The following is a 15973-nucleotide window of genomic DNA, read 5'->3' on the forward strand; positions in this document are numbered from 1 at the left end:
GCGTTAAGTTCATGTCCCGTACAAATGCGGGTGGGCCGAATCTGCGCCGAAAGCCGTTACATCAGGCGCGGACGCGAGTCCTTCAATGCCGGCGTGGCTTGGCGAATGGACGTGGCACATGGTCGAACAAAGCTCCCGTGGTGAGATCTTCGTGGTCGATGACGACCCTGCTGTTCGCGACACCCTGTCGATGGTGTTGAAGGCGGCGGGCTATGAGGTGATCTGTTTTGCCGACGGCGCAGCACTGCTTTCCGTCGCGCGAAACCGCACCCCGGCCGCGATCCTGCTCGACGTGCATATTCCCGGAAAGTCGGGTCTCGACATTCTGAAGGAGCTGCACGGCGAGGACTATCCGGCCCCGATCTTCATGATCTCCGGGCAAGGCGACATCGCGATGGCGGTGGGCGCCATCAAGAGCGGCGCGCTCGACTTCATCGAGAAGCCATTCCGCGGCAGCGAGATCGTCGGCCGGCTGGACGAGGCGATCGGCGCTTATGCACGCAGGCAGGCGGAGAACGCGTCACCGAAATTCGGCTCGCTGCATTTCCCCGGACGCGAGCCATTGACCCGCCGGGAGCGCGAGGTGCTGGAGCAGTTCGCTGCCGGTGCCTCCAACAAGGAGGCCGGCCGAACCCTCGGCATCAGCCCGCGCACCATCGAGGATCACCGCGCCAACATCATGAAGAAGCTCGGCGCCCGCAATGCCGCCGACCTGATCCGCATCGTGATGACCGCCGCCCAGCGGGCGTCGTAACGCGCGGTTGGTTCTGTCCCGTGCCCTGGACGCAGCGCGTCACGCAGTGATGCGCTGCAGAGCTGGGGCCCATCTCTCCGACTCCACGGGTGACAGTTCTGGGTCCCGGCTCTGCGTCGCAGCGTTGCACGCTGCGCCTTGTCCGGGACACGAGATCGTGTCTCACCCCTGCAGCGCCTTGCGGATGATCCGCGCCAGATCAGATTTGCGATAGGGCTTTGCCAGCAGCAGCACGCCTGAATCCAGCCGGCCGTGATGGATGATCGCGTTCTCGGTGTAGCCTGACGTGTAGACCACCCTGAGATCCGGGCGCGACTTCAGCACCTCGTCGGCGAGCTGCCGCCCGTTCATCTTGCCGGGCATGATCACGTCGGTGAACAGCAGATCGAACGGCTGTCCGGCGGCGACGATCGCCAGCGCTTCCGCCGAGTTGGCGGCCTGCAGGGTGACGTAGCCGAGCGAGTGCAGCTGTGCGAGCACGTACTCGCGCACCAAACGGTCGTCCTCGACCACGAGAATCGTCTCGTGTCCGCCCTCGACCATCGTCGGCGTCACGCCGTCGCCCACGGCCGTGGGCGTCTTGCCCGGCGGCAGATACATCTTGATCGTCGTGCCGTGGCCCTCCTCGCTGTAGATCTTGATGTGGCCCGCGGACTGCTTGATGAATCCGTAGACCATGGAGAGCCCGAGCCCGGTGCCCTTGCCCGGGCCCTTCGAGGTGAAGAAGGGATCGAACACGCGCGCCAGCATGCCCGCGGGAATACCGGTGCCGGTGTCGCTGACCGCAATGAGCACGTAGTGTCCGGGCGGGACATCGTTGGCGCTGGCATAGACCTCGTCGAGATAGGCCGCACCGGTCTCCACGATCAGCTTGCCGCCGCTGGGCATCGCATCGCGTGCGTTGAGCGCGAGGTTGAGGATGGCCGTGGTGAGCTGGTTCGGATCGACGACCGCGACGCAGCTCTCGTCCTCGAACACGGATTCGATCTGGATCTGCTCGCCCAGCGTCGGTCGCAGCAGCTTTGCGGTGTCGATGATCAGCGAGTTGATGTCGATCTCGCGCGGCTGCAGCGGCTGCTTGCGCGCAAAGGCGAGCAGATGCTGGGTCAGCTCGGCACCGCGGCCGGCGGCCTCGTCGATCATCTTCGTGATCGCGGCAAGCCCCGGATCCTTGGCCACCGCGTCGGCCAGGATCTCGATCGTCCCGGTGATGACGGTGAGGATGTTGTTGAAATCGTGTGCCACGCCGCCGGTGAGCTGGCCGACCGCCTCCATCTTCTCGGCATGGCGGATGCGCTCCTCGGAGGCGATCTTGTCGGTGAGGTCGCGGTAGAAGACGTTGAACAGAATGCCCTCGCGTCGCCGCAGCGCCGTGACGCTCAGCTCGGCCTTGAACTCCTTGCCGTCGCGGCGGCGGACCATGAGCTCGCGTCGGCGGTTGAGGCTCCGGCCGTCCGCAGATTCGAGGAAGCGGGCGAGGCCGGCCCAGACCCTTTCGCGCTCGCTCTCCGCGACGATCATGTCGACCGCGTTCTTGCCGAGGGCCTCGTCGCGCCGCCAGCCGAACAGCTCCTCCGCCCGCGAGCTCCAGTTCAGGATGGTGCTGCGATCGTCGGTCTGGACGAAGGCGTCGAGCGCGGTCTCGACGATGTTGCGCGCAAGCTGCTCGCTTTCGCGTAGGGACTCGGCAGCCAGCCGCGCCTCGGTCATGTCGCGTCCGACAAAGAAGTAACGATTGGCCTGATTCGACCAGTTGCCGAGCCAGGACAGCCAGACCTCGTGGCCGTCCTTGTGGCGGCAGCGCGTGTCGGCGAGCTTCGGATGGCCGCCGCGCCGGAGCGCGCGCATCTCCGCGCGGGACTGCTCGAGATGGTCGGGATGGATGAATTCGACACCGCTGTGCCCGATCATCTCGTCGGGCGCGTAACCGAGAATGGTCTGGCTGCTCGGACTGATCTGCGCGATCTCGCCGCGCGAGTTCATGATCATGATCAGATCCTGCGAGGCGTCGAACAGCTGCCGTCGCTCCTCCAGCTGCTGCTGTAGCGCCCGCTCCGCGCGCCGCGCTTCGGTCAGGCTGCGCGCGGACCCGGAGACGCCGATGATCTCGCCCGACGGACCCTTGATCGGCGACAGGCTGAGCGCGATTTCGACCGGCGTGCCGTCCCTGCGCAGCCGGACCGTCTCGAAGCGTTCGATCGGCTCGCCACCCGAGATCCGCGTCAAATAGTCCTTGCCCTGCTCGCGGCGGTCGGGCGGGACGATGATCGAGGTGGGTTTCCCGATCGCTTCATTCGCCTGATATCCATAGAGCCGTTCGGCAGCGGGATTCCAGCCGGTGATGATGGCATCGAGGGATTGCATCACGATCGCATCGTCGGATGATTCCACGGCGGCGCTGAACAGGAGCTCGCGCGTCGCATGATGGCTTCGCGCGGCCTCGGTGCGGCGATGCTCCTCGACCTCGCGTTCGAGCGCAGCTGCTTTCGCGCGCGTTTCTTCGACCATCTGGGCAAAAGCCCGCGCCAGCGCGCCGGTCTCGCCGCTCGCATCGACCGGAATGTCGGCCGGCTGTCCATTGCCGATAGCCTCCACGGCCGCGGTCAGGCGGGTGATCGGACTTGTCAACGAGCGTGCCAGCAGCACTGCGAGCGAGGCCGCGGCGAGGACGGCCAGCACACCGACGAGCAGGGACGTTTTTTGGATGGCCGCGGGCACGAGACTGAACACGGGCGCCGGAATCGTCTCGATGATGGCGACCCAATCCTGGCCCGCGAGCAGTGCCGGCGCGATCGCAGCGCCGCTCGGACGGCCCGATTCATCGGTCATGAGCCGCGTGGATGCTTCCAGAGTGCCGGTCAGGGAGGCGAAATATGGAAAATCCTTGCGCCAGTCATTGGCGCCACCATGTGGCGCGCCGAATTCCCGCGCGCGATCGGGATGGAGGAGATAATCCCCCCGCGAATTCACGACATAAAGCTGTCCTCCAGTAGTCGCGGTAGAGCGGACACTGTCGAGCGCCGGTCGCATGTCGATATTGGCGATGATGATGCCGAAGGGCTTGTCGTCGGATGCAAACAGCGGCATCGCGACGCGCAACGTCGGAACATGCGGAGCCGTCGTTCCTCCCTGGCGGGTGGCAAGCTCGATGGGCGACACATAGATTTCACCGGGCCTGAGCCGTATCGTTTCCTGGAAGTAGGCTCGGTCGCTCTTGCTCTCCAGTTCGCCGTCGGGAATGATCCGTGCTGCGCCGTTCGGCCCGGAGCGATCGACCCGGACCACCTCGCGCTGGTCGTTATCGAGCCCGATGATCCGAAACTGCCCATAAATGGGCTTGGCTTCGATCTCGGCTGCGAGCCGCTCGGCGATACGATCGCGCCATGTTTGCTCCGAGACGCCGTCGGAAGGGTCGATTCCTCCACCGGCATGAGCCCGGATGAGGCCATTGATGGCCGCCGCGGCGCGATAGCCGATCAGGTCGCCGCGCACGCTGGCAACATAGGATTCAAGATTGGCCGCCAACAGGCGCGACTGGGCTCCGACCCGCTCCAGGACGCGCGGGATGACCGCCTGCGTGGTGTTGCGATAACCCAGCCAACCGACTGCACCTACGGTGACCGCCACCAGCAGGGTCATGGCGATGGCCAGGCGTGTGGCGAGCGTTGTTCCGTGCCTCACGGGAACGTTCGCTGGGCTTCCTGCATGATTGCGCCCGTGCCGGCCCAGAGCTGCGGAGGCGCTCCCGTCATCGGCGGCTGGCATTGACATCGGCCCCCTCGGACTCGCCGGCCTTCAGGCAATTGTCGACCGCCGCCAGCAGCGCATCGGCCCGGAACGGTTTCTGCAGGCTTGCGACCGCGCCGAGCTTGGTTGCCATCTTCAGGAAGTCCGGCTCGGCATAGGCATCCGGCGTGATCGAACGGCCGGAAATGACAATGATCGGAATGGCCGGTTGCAGCGCCCGGACATGGCGCATGGTCTCCAGCCCGTCCATGCCGGGCATGAAGATGTCGAGGAACAGCAGGTCGAATGGTCTGCTCTCGAACACCGCCAGCCCCTTGCGGCCATCGCCGGCGACCGTCACGTGATGACCGGCCCGCTCCAGCAGCAGCCGGATCGTGAGCTGTACGGCCGGATCGTCATCCACGATCAGGATGTTGGCCACGTCGACAAATCCTTCCGGGCCGGGTCGGATGCCCCGGCAGCCGCAAATCAAAGCACTCAATACGAAATTGTTGCGCGGATCATGCCCAGGCCGCAAGCACTTCGCGCCTGGCCCGATCGCCTTTTCGAGGCGCGTCAAGGGGGAGGGACCCGGCCGCCCATACGCACGTTCGCGTGCATATCAATCCCGGAACGGAGCCGCCGAACGCTGCGATATCTTTCTCGCCGTAGTTGTACGGGCCCCGGACTTCACGGTGGGTTAAAGGCGGATGACCACAATTGCCGGGAATTTAGCGAATCGTATTTTGCGCAGTGCATTGCCCCCGCTTCGGCTCCCGACGACGTCCGGACCATCAGCCCAATCACCAGTACGAGATCTCTTCATGTTTAAATCGAATGCGAACATGGGAATTCGGACCCGGCTGCTCGGCGGCTTCGCGCTGATCTGCGCGCTACTCGCGGCCACCGTGATCTACACTGTGACCGCCGTCTCGGACATTTCGTCGCGCATCCAGAAGGTCGTGGACCAGCGGGCGCCGGTCGCGATCGCAAGCACCGAGCTCGTCGGTAACCTCTACTCGACACTCTCGACGCTGCGCGGCTATCTTCTGAGCGGCGATACGCAAGGCAAGCACGACCGTGCGGCGGTGTGGAGCGAGCTCGATCGCACGGCGGCCGCGGTCGACCGCATGGCCGAACGGTTTTCGAATCCGCAGAACAAGGCCAATTGGAACGAGGCCAAGGCGCTGATCGCCGAATTCCGCCAGGCCCAGGACAAGGCCGAACTGGCGGCGTTCACGCCGTCGGCGTATCCGGCAAGCGAGCTCCTGGCCAAGGAAGCCGCGCCGTTGATCGCGGCCATGTTCACCGAAATCACCGCGATGATCGACGAGGAGGCGGCGCTGGAGGCGACACCGCAGCGCAAGCACCTGCTCAAGACCTTCGCCGATGTCCGCGGCAATCTCGCCGCGGCCGGATCGCAGTTGCGGCTCTATGTGGCTTCTGGCGAGGCGGCCGACCGCGACAAGTTCGAAAAGCCGCTTGCCACCTTCAGGGCCGCGCTCGCGTCGGTCAGGAGGCAGACGGACCTGCTCACGACCAAGCAGGCGGCCGCCTACCAGGCCATCGTCAAGGCGAACGAAGCCTTCGCGCCGGTGCCGGAGAAAATCGTCAAGATCCGCCAGACGCCGCAATGGAACATGCCGGTCTTCATCCTGTTCACCGAGGCCGCGCCTCGCGCTGCACGAATTCTCGATCTGCTCGACGGCAAGAAAGACGGCGATGGCAAGCGCGCGGGCGGGCTCAAGAGCGATCAGCAGGTGAAGCTCACCGAGGACGGGCGCGGCGTCGCCGAGGAGGTCGAGAAGCTGCTTCGGCTGCAATGGGTTCTGCTCGCCGCGGGGCTCGCTCTCGGGGCCGCGATCGCGATCGTGGTGGCGCGCTCCATCACCCGCCCGATCGTCGAGCTGGTGGCGGACTCCGCGCGGCTCTCCGGCGGCGACACCAGTGTCGAATTCAGGACAGCGCAGCGCGGCGACGAGATCGGGGTCGTCTCGCAGGCCGTGGCCAAGTTTCGCGACAACGTGATCGCGCAGCAGCACGCTGCGGAGGGGCTCGCGCGCGAAGCGGAAGCCCGCGAGGCGGCCAACCGCAACATGGAGAACGCCGTCGAGGAGTTTCGCGTCACCTCGCGCGATCTGCTCACCCTCGTCGGAGAGAATGCCGGCACGATGCGGCAGACCGCGGAGAGCCTCGGCGGCATCGCGAGCCACGCGACGAACCAGGCGGCCTCCGCCGCGTCTACCTCCGAGCAGACCGCCGTCAACGTCCAGACCGTTGCGGCGGCGGCGGAGCAGCTCGCCAGCTCCATTGTCGAGATCGGCCGGCAGATCGAGCTGTCCAACAAGACGGTGCGCTCGGCGGGCGAGGTGACCGCGCGCTCCGAGGCAGAGATCGAAGGCCTCGCGCACGCCGCGCAGAGCATCAGCTCGGTGGTTGACTTGATCCAGGCGATCGCTGCCCAGACCAACTTGCTCGCGCTCAATGCCACGATCGAGGCAGCGCGCGCCGGCGATGCCGGTCGCGGCTTTGCCGTGGTGGCATCCGAGGTCAAGGCGCTGGCCGACCAGACCAGCAACGCGACACAGGAGATCGGCCAGCACATCGCTGCGATCCAGAACTCGACCGGCAGCGCGGTCGCCTCCGTCAAGGAAGTTGCGGTGGCGATGCGCCGGATCGACGAGGTGACCGCCGCGATCTCGAGCGCGGTGGAACAGCAGGGAGCGGCAACGCGGGAGATCTCGCAGAACGTCCAGATGGCGGCCTCGGGGACGCGGACCCTCGCCACCAGCATCGGCAACGTCTCCGGCGCGATCGATGAGACCAACCGGTCGGCCGACCACGTCATGGGCGCGGCGAACCAGGTCTCGGGTGCGGCCGAGCGTCTCGCAGCCGAGGTGCAGAGCTTCTTCGTCAAGCTGCGCAGCGGGCCGATGGACCGGCGCAAGGGCTGCGATCCCGACTATCGCGGACCGGAGCTGCGCGATTGCCGAGACGCCGCCTGACGAAGCGGCTGCGGCGAAACGGACTTGCGGTGAAGCGGGGCGTGGCGGCCGCTAATCGTTGTTCAGCCCCGCAAAACGGTCAGTCGCGCGAATCAACTGATCAAGGATTCCCGGCTCCGAGAAAGCGTGACCTGCACCCTCGATCAGATGAAAGGCTGCATCGGGCCAGGCCTTATGGAGGGAATAGGCATACCGGGCTGGACACGGCATGTCGTAGCGACCATGAACGATCACTCCGGGGATGCCCTTCAGCTTGTGTGCGTCTCGCAAAAGCTGCTCATCTTCGAGCCAGCAGTCGTGCACGAAGTAATGATTTTCAAGGCGGGCGAAGGCGAGAGCGAATTTCGCATCATCGTGCGACACCGCCAATGCGGGATTGGGCAGAAGCGTGATCGTGGAGCCTTCCCAGACACTCCAGGCTCGCGCAGCCTCTAATTGGACGGAAGGCTCGTCGCTGGTGAGACGTTTGCGGTAGGCCCCCACCATGTCGTGTCGCTCGTCCGGCGGGATGGGAGCAAGGAACTGCTCCCAGCGGTCGGGAAAGATCTCGGAGACGCCATACTGATAGTACCATTGGATCTCGGGCCTGGTCACCGTATAGACGCCGCGAAGGATGAGCTCGCTGACCCGCTCCGGATGACTCTCCGCATAGGCGAGGCCGAGGGTCGACCCCCAGGAGCCGCCGAACACCAGCCAGCGCTCGACTCCAATATGCCTGCGCAGGCGCTCGATATCGGCGACCAGGTGCCATGTGGTATTTGCTTCGAGACTGGCATGTGGTGTGGACCGTCCACAGCCACGTTGATCGAAGAGCAGAACATCGTAGTGCTCTGGATTGAACAGCCGTCGATGGTCCGGACTGATGCCGCCACCGGGCCCGCCGTGAAGGAACACAGCCGGCTTGCCGCCCCGCCTGCCGACACGCTCGAAGAAAATTTCGTGACCGTCGCCAACGTCCAGCCGGCCGGTCTCGTAGGGTTCGACGGATGGATACAATTGTCGCAGTGCGCCGCTCATCTGGTCTCCGTCGGTGGCGATGATCTGTCGCGATGAAATTGGAGTTGGAGCTGCGAGCCTCGCTCGCACGCGGCGGTTCGCGACAATCCATCAGCCACGACAATCTGCCAAGTCTGCCTGGTCCGCACAAGCGAAGCAAAGCGGATATTGGGAAGGCCTTGTGGGGACGCGCCCTAGTCGGTGAGATATTCAGGATAGCGGGTCCTGATAGCGTCGAGCTCGCTGAGCGTGCCCGACAGATGCTTGCGCAGATGCTGTTGCGCGGCGTCGGCATCACCGGCCTCGATGGCGCGCACGATCAGCCTGTGGTGACGCAGGATGTTCTGGGCCTTGCCGGGCGAAGGCAAATGCAGCCGACGCAGCCGGTCGATATGTCCGCTGCGGCTGCGCACCAGCGTCCACAGCTCCTGCTTGCCGGCGGCGGCGTAGAGCTGGGCGTGGAAATCATTGTCGGCGGCGATGAAGCTCTCGAAGTCGCCGGCCTTGGCGAATTGCTGCTGGAGAGCGATCGCGTGATCGAGACGGATGACCAGGGCGTTGTCATGCGCCTCCGCAAGCAGCCGGACGATCTCGAGCTCCAGCGCCTGGCGCAGGAAATGCGCCTGCTCGGCGCGGCCGACGTCGACCCGGCTGACCACGGTCGCGTGCTGCGGAAACACGTCGACCAGCCCTTCTTCCTCCAGCCGCATCAGGGCGTCGCGGATCGGCGTCGAGCTGACGCCGAATTGCGCGGCCAGATCGGCACGCGACAGCGGCGCGCCCGGCGGCAGCTCGAGCCCGAGGATCGCATTGCGCAGCCGTTCGAACACCTGCGGCGCGGCCTGCCGGGCGCGGTCGAGCCGCGCAGCGGGGCGGACGGCGGTGGGGGCTGTTTCCATGGCGGCGGCTCCGGCGGGCTTGCCCTTGATGCACTAATGCATTAGTGCATCAAGCGGCCTTCTCGTCAATGGCGGCCGGAGGAAACGAACAACAATGATCAAGCAATTCCAGACGGGCCTTGCGGCCATCGCCCTGATCGCGGCCGCGGCCCTGTCCGCTTCGGCCGCGCAGGCGCAGCAGAAATCCGAGATCGCGCTGTCGCGGCAGCCCGGCATTTTCTACATGCCGAGCCACATCATGGAGAAGCAGAAGCTGATCGAGAAGCACGCGGCTGCGCTCGGCGTGCCCAATGTGACGACCAAATGGGTCACCTTCTCCGGCGGCGGCGCGCAGACCGATGCGCTGCTCGCGGGCGGTGTCGACATCCTTAACACCGGCACCGGCAATCTGCTGCTGCTGTGGGATCGCACCCGCGGCGGCGTGAAGGGCATCGTCGCCACGTCGGCGCAGCCGATGACGCTGATCAGCCGTGACCCCAACATCAAGTCGATCAAGGATTTCGGCCCGGCCGACAAGATCGCGGTGCCGACAGTCAAGGTCTCGACGCAGGCGATCGTCCTGCAGATCGCCGCAGCCGAGGCCTTCGGCGCCGATCAATGGTCGAAGCTCGATGCCAACACCGTGCAGCTCGGTCATCCCGACGCCTATGCCGCGCTCGCCAATCCCAAGCACGAGGTGCACAATCATTTCTCGATCCCGCCCTTCACGTTCCTGGAGCTGAAGAACGTGCCGGGCGCGCATGTCGTGCTGAACTCGCCTGATGTGATGGGTGGCCCGCTCAGCCAGGCGCAGTTCTTCACCACGACCAAATTCGCCGACGCCAATCCAAAGATCATCCAGGCGGTGCGCGATGCCACGAAGGAGGCGCAGGATCTGATCCGCAGCGATACCAAACAGGCTGTCGAGATCTACAAGGAGATCACCGGCGACAAGACCTCGGTGGAGGATTTGCTCGATCTCCTGAAGCAGCCCGGCATGATGGAATGGAATCTCGAGCCGCAGGGCACGATGAAGTTTGCTGCTCATCTGTACAAGACCGGCACGCTGAAGACCCAGCCCAAGGCCTGGACCGACTATTATCTTCCCGTCGCGCACGACCTGAAGGGCAGCTGATGGCGTTGCTCGATGTCAGCGGCGTGACGCTGCGCTACAAGACCTCCAGCGCCGTCGTCACCGCCACGGAGAGAGTTTCGTTCACCGTCGACAAGTCCGACCGCTTCGTGCTGCTCGGCCCGTCCGGCTGCGGCAAGTCGACCCTGCTGAAGGCGGTCGGCGGCTACATGACGCCGAGCGAGGGACGCATGACCATCGGCGATCGTGAGATCCGCGGCCCCGGCGCCGACCGCATGATGATCTTCCAGGAGTTCGACCAGCTCCTGCCCTGGAAGAGCGTGCTCGCCAACGTAATGTTCCCGCTGCTCACGGCGCGAAAGCTGTCACGCAAGGACGCCGAGGCAAAGGCGCGGGCCTATATCGAGAAGGTCGGCCTCACCCGCGTGGTCGATGCCTATCCGCACACGCTCTCCGGAGGCATGAAGCAGCGCGTCGCGATAGCGCGCGGCATGGCGATGGAGCCGGATATTCTCTTGATGGACGAGCCGTTCGCGGCGCTCGACGCGCTGACGCGTCGGACCTGCCAGGACGAGCTGCTCCAGCTCTGGAGCGAGACCAAATTCACCGTGCTGTTCGTGACCCATTCGATTGCCGAGGCGATCCGCATCGGCAACCGCATCCTGCTGCTGTCGCCGCATCCTGGCCGGATCAAGGCGGAGGTGGTCGATGTCGACAAGGTCGGCAACGACGACGGCAGCGCCGGCCGGCTGGAGAAGGAGATCCATGCTCTCCTGTTCGCCGGCGAAGCCACCGCGCATTAGGGGAGCCGCTGATGGGCGAAGCGAGAATTCTGCTGCGTGATGCGCCGGTTGCTGGCAGCGGTGCTGGCGAGGTCGAGCGCAAGCTCAGTGTGCTTGAGCTGCTGTGGAACGACGGCTTCGTCCGCAAGAGCGTCATCATCCTGTTCCTCGCGGCCGTGTGGGAGGCCTACGGCGTCACTCTCGACAATCCCCTGCTGTTCCCGACACTGCACGACACGATTCTGACGCTGGTCGATCGCGTCAAGGACGGCACCATCCCGATGCGGGCCTGGACCTCGCTGAAGGTGCTGTTCATGGGCTATTCGGCCGGCATTGCGCTTGCGGCCATCTTCACCGTGCTCGCCATCTCCACCCGCATCGGCACCGATTTCCTCGAGACCGTCACGGCGATGTTCAATCCGCTGCCGGCGATTGCGCTGCTGCCGTTGGCGCTGATCTGGTTCGGGCTCGGCAATGGCAGTCTCGTCTTCGTGCTGATCCATTCGGTGCTGTGGCCGGTGGCTCTCAACACCCATTCCGGCTTCAAGAGCGTGTCCAACACACTGCGCATGGTTGGGCGCAATTACGGCCTGCGCGGGCTGCCTTATGTCGCGAAAATCCTGATCCCCGCGGCGTTCGGCTCGATCCTCACCGGCCTCAAGATCGGCTGGGCATTTGCCTGGCGTACGCTGATCGCGGCCGAGCTCGTCTTCGGCGTGTCCTCGGGGCAGGGCGGGCTCGGCTGGTTCATCTTCGAGAACCGCAACCTGCTCGACATACCCGCAGTATTCGCGGGCCTCTTGACCGTGATCATCATTGGGCTCTTTGTCGAGAACCTGATCTTCCGCGCCATCGAGCGGAACACGGTCCAGAAATGGGGCACCCAATCATGACCAAGAAGAAAACACCCGACCAACTCCGCAGCGCGCGCTGGTTCGCGCCCGACGATCTCCGCTCGTTCGGCCACCGCTCCCGCGCCATGCAGATGGGTTACGCTCCGGAGGAGTGGAAGGACCGCCCGATCATCGCGATCCTCAACACCTGGTCGGACGCGCAGCCCTGCCACATGCACTTCAAGTCGCGCGTCGACGACGTCAAGCGCGGCATCCTGATGGCTGGCGGCCTGCCGGTGGAATTGCCGGCGCTGTCGCTGTCGGAATCGCTACTAAAGCCGACCACCATGCTCTATCGCAATCTGCTGGCGATGGACGCCGAGGAATTGCTGCGCAGCCATCCCGTCGACGGCGTGGTGCTGATGGGCGGCTGCGACAAGACCACCCCGGCGCTGCTCTTGGGCGCGACCTCGATGAACATCCCGGCGATCTATTTGCCGGCTGGCCCCATGCTGCGCGGCAACTGGAAGGGCAAGACGCTCGGCTCCGGCTCGGACGGCTGGAAATATTGGGACGAGCGGCGTGCCGGAAAGATCTCCGACAAGGACTGGCTCGACATCGAGGCCGGCATCGCCCGCAGCTACGGCACCTGCATGACCATGGGCACGGCCTCGACCATGACCGCGATTGCCGAAGCGATCGGCATGACGTTGCCCGGCGCCTCCTCGATTCCGGCTGCCGATGCCAACCACATCCGCATGGCCAGTGAATGCGGCCGCCGCATCGTCGAGATGGTGTGGGAGGACCTGACGCCGAAGGTGATCCAGACTCGCAAGGCCTTCGAAAACGCGATCGCGGTGGCGATGGCGATGGGCTGCTCGACCAACGCGATCATCCATCTGATCGCACAGGCCCGCCGCGCCGGCCAGGATATCGGCCTCGACGATTTCGAAACGGCAAGCCGCAAGGTGCCCGTGATCGCCAATGTCCGCCCGAGCGGCGATGCCTATCTGATGGAGGATTTCTTCTATGCGGGCGGCCTGCCGGCGCTGATGGGAGAGATCAAGCAGCATCTGCATCTCGATTGCATCACGGTGACAGGCAAGACCCTCGGCGAGAACATCGATGGCGCCGAGGTGCACAATGCCGACGTGATCCGCACCACTGCCAATCCCATCTACAAGGAAGGCGCGCTCGCGGTGCTCAAGGGCAATCTCGCGCCCGATGGCTGCGTGATCAAGCCGTCGGCTTGCGCGCCGCGCTTCCTCAAGCACACCGGGCCCGCACTGGTGTTCGACGACTATCCCGCGATGAAGAAGGCGGTCGACGACCCCAATCTCGATGTCACCGAGGACCACATCCTGATCCTGCGCAATGCGGGGCCGCAAGGTGGCCCGGGCATGCCGGAATGGGGCATGCTGCCGATCCCGACCAAGCTCGTGAAGCAGGGCGTGCGCGACATGGTGCGCATCTCGGACGCGCGCATGAGCGGCACCAGCTACGGCGCCTGCATCCTGCACGTCTCGCCGGAATCTTATATCGGCGGCCCGCTGGCGCTGGTGCAGAACGGCGACCGCATCACGCTCGATGTTGCCGCGCGCACCATCAATCTCGATGTCCCCGAGGCCGAGCTCGCCAAGCGCCGCTCCGCCTGGAAGCAGCCCGAGCGCCGCTTCGAGCGCGGCTATGGCTGGATGTTCACCAAGCACATCAAGCAGGCCAATGACGGCTGCGACTTCGACTTCCTCGAGACCGATTTCGGCGCGCCGATCGGCGAGCCGTCTATCTATTAACACAACTGTCATTCCGGGGCGCCGCGAAGCGGCGAGCCCGGAATCCATAACCACGATCGTGAGTATGGATTCCGGGCTCGCGCCAAGTGGCGCGCCCCGGAATGACGAATGAGAGAGTGAGAACAAGATGACAAAACTCAGCGAAGCCACCCGCAACAAGCTCAAATCCGTCTCCACTGCCACCGTCGCCACCGCTTTGTTCAAGCGCGGCCTGCGCATTCAGATGATCCAGGATGTGCACCCGGTAGGTCTCGACAAGCCAACCATGGTGGGCGAGGCCTTCACGCTGCGCTACATGCCGGCGCGCGAGGATCTCAACACCATCGACGTGTTCAAGGATCGTTCGCATCCGCAGCGCAAGGCCGTTGAGGATTGTCCGCCGGGTGCCGTGCTGGTGATGGACAGCCGCAAGGATGCGCGCGCGGCCTCTGCGGGCGCGATCCTGGTGACGCGTCTGATGAAGCGCGGCGTCGCCGGCGTCGTCACCGATGGCGGCTTTCGCGATTCCGCGGAGATCGCCAAGCTCGGCATTCCCGCCTACCACCATCGCCCGAGCGCGCCGACCAATCTGACGCTGCACCAGGCGATCGAGATCAACGTGCCCATCGGCTGCGGCGATGCTCCGGTGTTTCCCGGTGACGTCATTCTCGGCGATGCCGACGGCGTCGTCGTGATCCCCGCGCATCTCGCCGACGAGATCGCCAACGAGACCTTCGAGATGACCGCGTTCGAGGATTTCGTCACCGAGGAAGTCGGCAAGGGCCGCGGCATCTTCGGCCTCTATCCCGCGACCGATCCGCAGACGCTGACCGATTTTGCGGAATGGCGGAAGAAGAACGGGCGATAGGCCGTTCATCGTGACCAAATCAATTCAAGAAACAGGCCGGTCACATCAAGTGCCGGCCTTTTATCAAGCAGGGAGACTCATATGACTTTCACGCGACGCAACCTCTTGGTCGGCGCGGGCGCGACGGCCGCTTCCACGATTCTTATCCGCGCTGCCGGCGCCCAGTCGTTTCCGTTCACGCCGGCCCAGCGCTATCCGGATCCGGCCGTTCAGATTCTCGATCCCAGCTTCGCAAAGTACCGGCTTTATTCCTCGACGCTGGAGCAGGTCGCGACCGGGCTCCGTTGGGCCGAAGGCCCGGTCTATTTCCCCGACGGCGGTTATCTGCTGTTCTCCGACATTCCCAACAACCGGATCATGAAGTTCGACGAGAAGACCGGGCAGACCAGCGTCTTCCGCGCCAACGCCAACTACGCCAACGGCAATACGCGCGACCGCCAGGGCCGCCTCGTCACCTGCGAGCACTCCGTCACGCGCCGCATCACCCGCACCGAGAAGGACGGCAAGATCACCGTGCTCGCCGACAAGTTCGAGGGCAAGCGGCTGAACGCGCCGAACGACATCGTGGTGAAGTCCGACGACAGCATCTGGTTCACCGATCCGACCTTCGGCATCAACGGCGAGTGGGAGGGCAAGAAGGAGAAGCCGGAGCAGGCCACCACCAACGTCTACCGCATCGCCAAGGACGGCAAGCTCACCGCTGTTCTCACCGATCTCGTCAACCCGAACGGTCTCGCCTTCTCGCCGGACGAGAAGAAGCTCTATGTCGTCGAATGGAAGGGCACGCCCAATCGCAGCATCTGGAGCTACAATGTCGGTGACGACGGTTCGCTCAGCGGCAAGACCAAGCTGATCGACGCCGCCGACCAGGGGTCGCTTGACGGATTTCGCGTCGACCGCGATGGCAATCTCTGGTGCGGTTGGGGCTCGAACGGCGCGTTGCAGTCAGAACCTACTGACGTGGGCGGCCGCAAGGTCTACCAGCTCAAGGGCAGGCCTGAGGATCTCGACGGCGTCATGGTGTTCAATCCCGAAGGCAAGCCGCTCGCCTTCATCAAGCTCCCCGAGCGTTGCGAAAACCTCTGCTTCGGCGGCCCGAAGAACAACCGCCTCTATATGGCCAGCTGCCACTCGATCTACGCGCTCTATGTGGAAGCGCATGGGGCGGTGTGAGTTGGTTGTGGGGACGGGTATTCGCGCTACAACTTCCGCCGTCGTCCCGGGGCGCGCAAAGCGCGAGCCCGGGACCCATAACCAGAGGGAGCA

12 protein-coding genes are annotated in these 15973 nt (G+C 64.7%); 8 read left to right on the forward strand and 4 right to left on the reverse strand.

All coding sequences use genetic code 11. The features are described 5' to 3' along the window. Window positions 1-118: 118 nt before the first annotated feature. On the forward strand, window positions 119-754 hold the full coding sequence (locus XH89_RS02390) for a response regulator transcription factor (RefSeq protein WP_092293530.1): 636 nt from the start codon (window positions 119-121) through the stop codon (window positions 752-754). Between the two features lie 162 nt (window positions 755-916). Here the strand turns inward: XH89_RS02390 and XH89_RS02395 are convergent, their stop codons facing one another. Continuing rightward, complete coding sequence (locus tag XH89_RS02395) at window positions 917-4525, reverse strand: PAS domain S-box protein (RefSeq protein WP_194465548.1); 3609 nt, start codon at window positions 4523-4525, stop codon at window positions 917-919. After that, the gene (locus XH89_RS02400; protein ID WP_194465549.1) at window positions 4503-4922 is read right to left on the reverse strand and encodes a response regulator; all 420 of its coding nucleotides are present in this window, start codon (window positions 4920-4922) and stop codon (window positions 4503-4505) included. Before XH89_RS02400 ends, XH89_RS02395 begins: the two co-directional genes overlap by 23 nt. A 382-nt stretch (window positions 4923-5304) precedes the next feature. Between XH89_RS02400 and XH89_RS02405 the strand changes: the two genes are divergently transcribed. After that, window positions 5305-7485 carry a methyl-accepting chemotaxis protein gene (locus XH89_RS02405; protein WP_194465550.1) on the forward strand — a complete coding sequence of 727 codons (2181 nt, stop codon included), beginning with the start codon at window positions 5305-5307 and terminating at the stop codon, window positions 7483-7485. A 51-nt stretch (window positions 7486-7536) separates the two neighbouring features. Here XH89_RS02405 and pip read toward each other — a convergent pair whose 3' ends face one another. Beyond that, window positions 7537-8502 (reverse strand): prolyl aminopeptidase, encoded by a 966-nt coding sequence (pip, locus tag XH89_RS02410; RefSeq protein WP_194465551.1) that lies wholly within the window; start codon window positions 8500-8502, stop codon window positions 7537-7539. A 173-nt stretch (window positions 8503-8675) separates the two neighbouring features. Next, window positions 8676-9380, reverse strand: coding sequence for a GntR family transcriptional regulator (locus XH89_RS02415; RefSeq protein WP_194465552.1), 705 nt, complete (start codon window positions 9378-9380; stop codon window positions 8676-8678). Between the two features lie 94 nt (window positions 9381-9474). Here XH89_RS02415 and XH89_RS02420 point away from each other — a divergent pair, with 94 nt between their 5' ends. The 6 genes from XH89_RS02420 to XH89_RS02445 all read left to right on the forward strand — a co-directional run bounded on the left by XH89_RS02420 (window position 9475) and on the right by XH89_RS02445 (window position 15880). Next, window positions 9475-10494, forward strand: a complete 1020-nt coding sequence (locus XH89_RS02420) for an ABC transporter substrate-binding protein (protein ID WP_194465553.1) — start codon at window positions 9475-9477, stop codon at window positions 10492-10494. Continuing rightward, window positions 10494-11255: an ABC transporter ATP-binding protein gene (locus tag XH89_RS02425; protein ID WP_194465554.1), complete on the forward strand. Its 762-nt coding sequence runs from the start codon at window positions 10494-10496 to the stop codon at window positions 11253-11255. Before XH89_RS02420 ends, XH89_RS02425 begins: the two co-directional genes overlap by 1 nt. An 11-nt stretch (window positions 11256-11266) precedes the next feature. Further along, window positions 11267-12127: an ABC transporter permease gene (locus tag XH89_RS02430; RefSeq protein WP_194465555.1), complete on the forward strand. Its 861-nt coding sequence runs from the start codon at window positions 11267-11269 to the stop codon at window positions 12125-12127. Next, complete coding sequence (gene araD / locus XH89_RS02435) at window positions 12124-13860, forward strand: L-arabinonate dehydratase (RefSeq protein ID WP_194465556.1); 1737 nt, start codon at window positions 12124-12126, stop codon at window positions 13858-13860. The genes XH89_RS02430 and araD overlap by 4 nt, the downstream gene beginning before the upstream one ends. 127 nt (window positions 13861-13987) lie before the next feature. Next, a complete protein-coding gene (locus XH89_RS02440) occupies window positions 13988-14707 on the forward strand; it encodes a ribonuclease activity regulator RraA (RefSeq protein ID WP_194465557.1) in 720 nt (239 codons plus the stop codon). 81 nt (window positions 14708-14788) lie between these two features. Next, window positions 14789-15880, forward strand: a complete 1092-nt coding sequence (locus XH89_RS02445) for an SMP-30/gluconolactonase/LRE family protein (RefSeq protein ID WP_194465558.1) — start codon at window positions 14789-14791, stop codon at window positions 15878-15880. Window positions 15881-15973: the final 93 nt, after the last annotated feature.

The sequence above is a fragment of the Bradyrhizobium sp. CCBAU 53340 genome (assembly GCF_015291645.1).
In the GTDB taxonomy this organism is placed as follows: domain Bacteria; phylum Pseudomonadota; class Alphaproteobacteria; order Rhizobiales; family Xanthobacteraceae; genus Bradyrhizobium.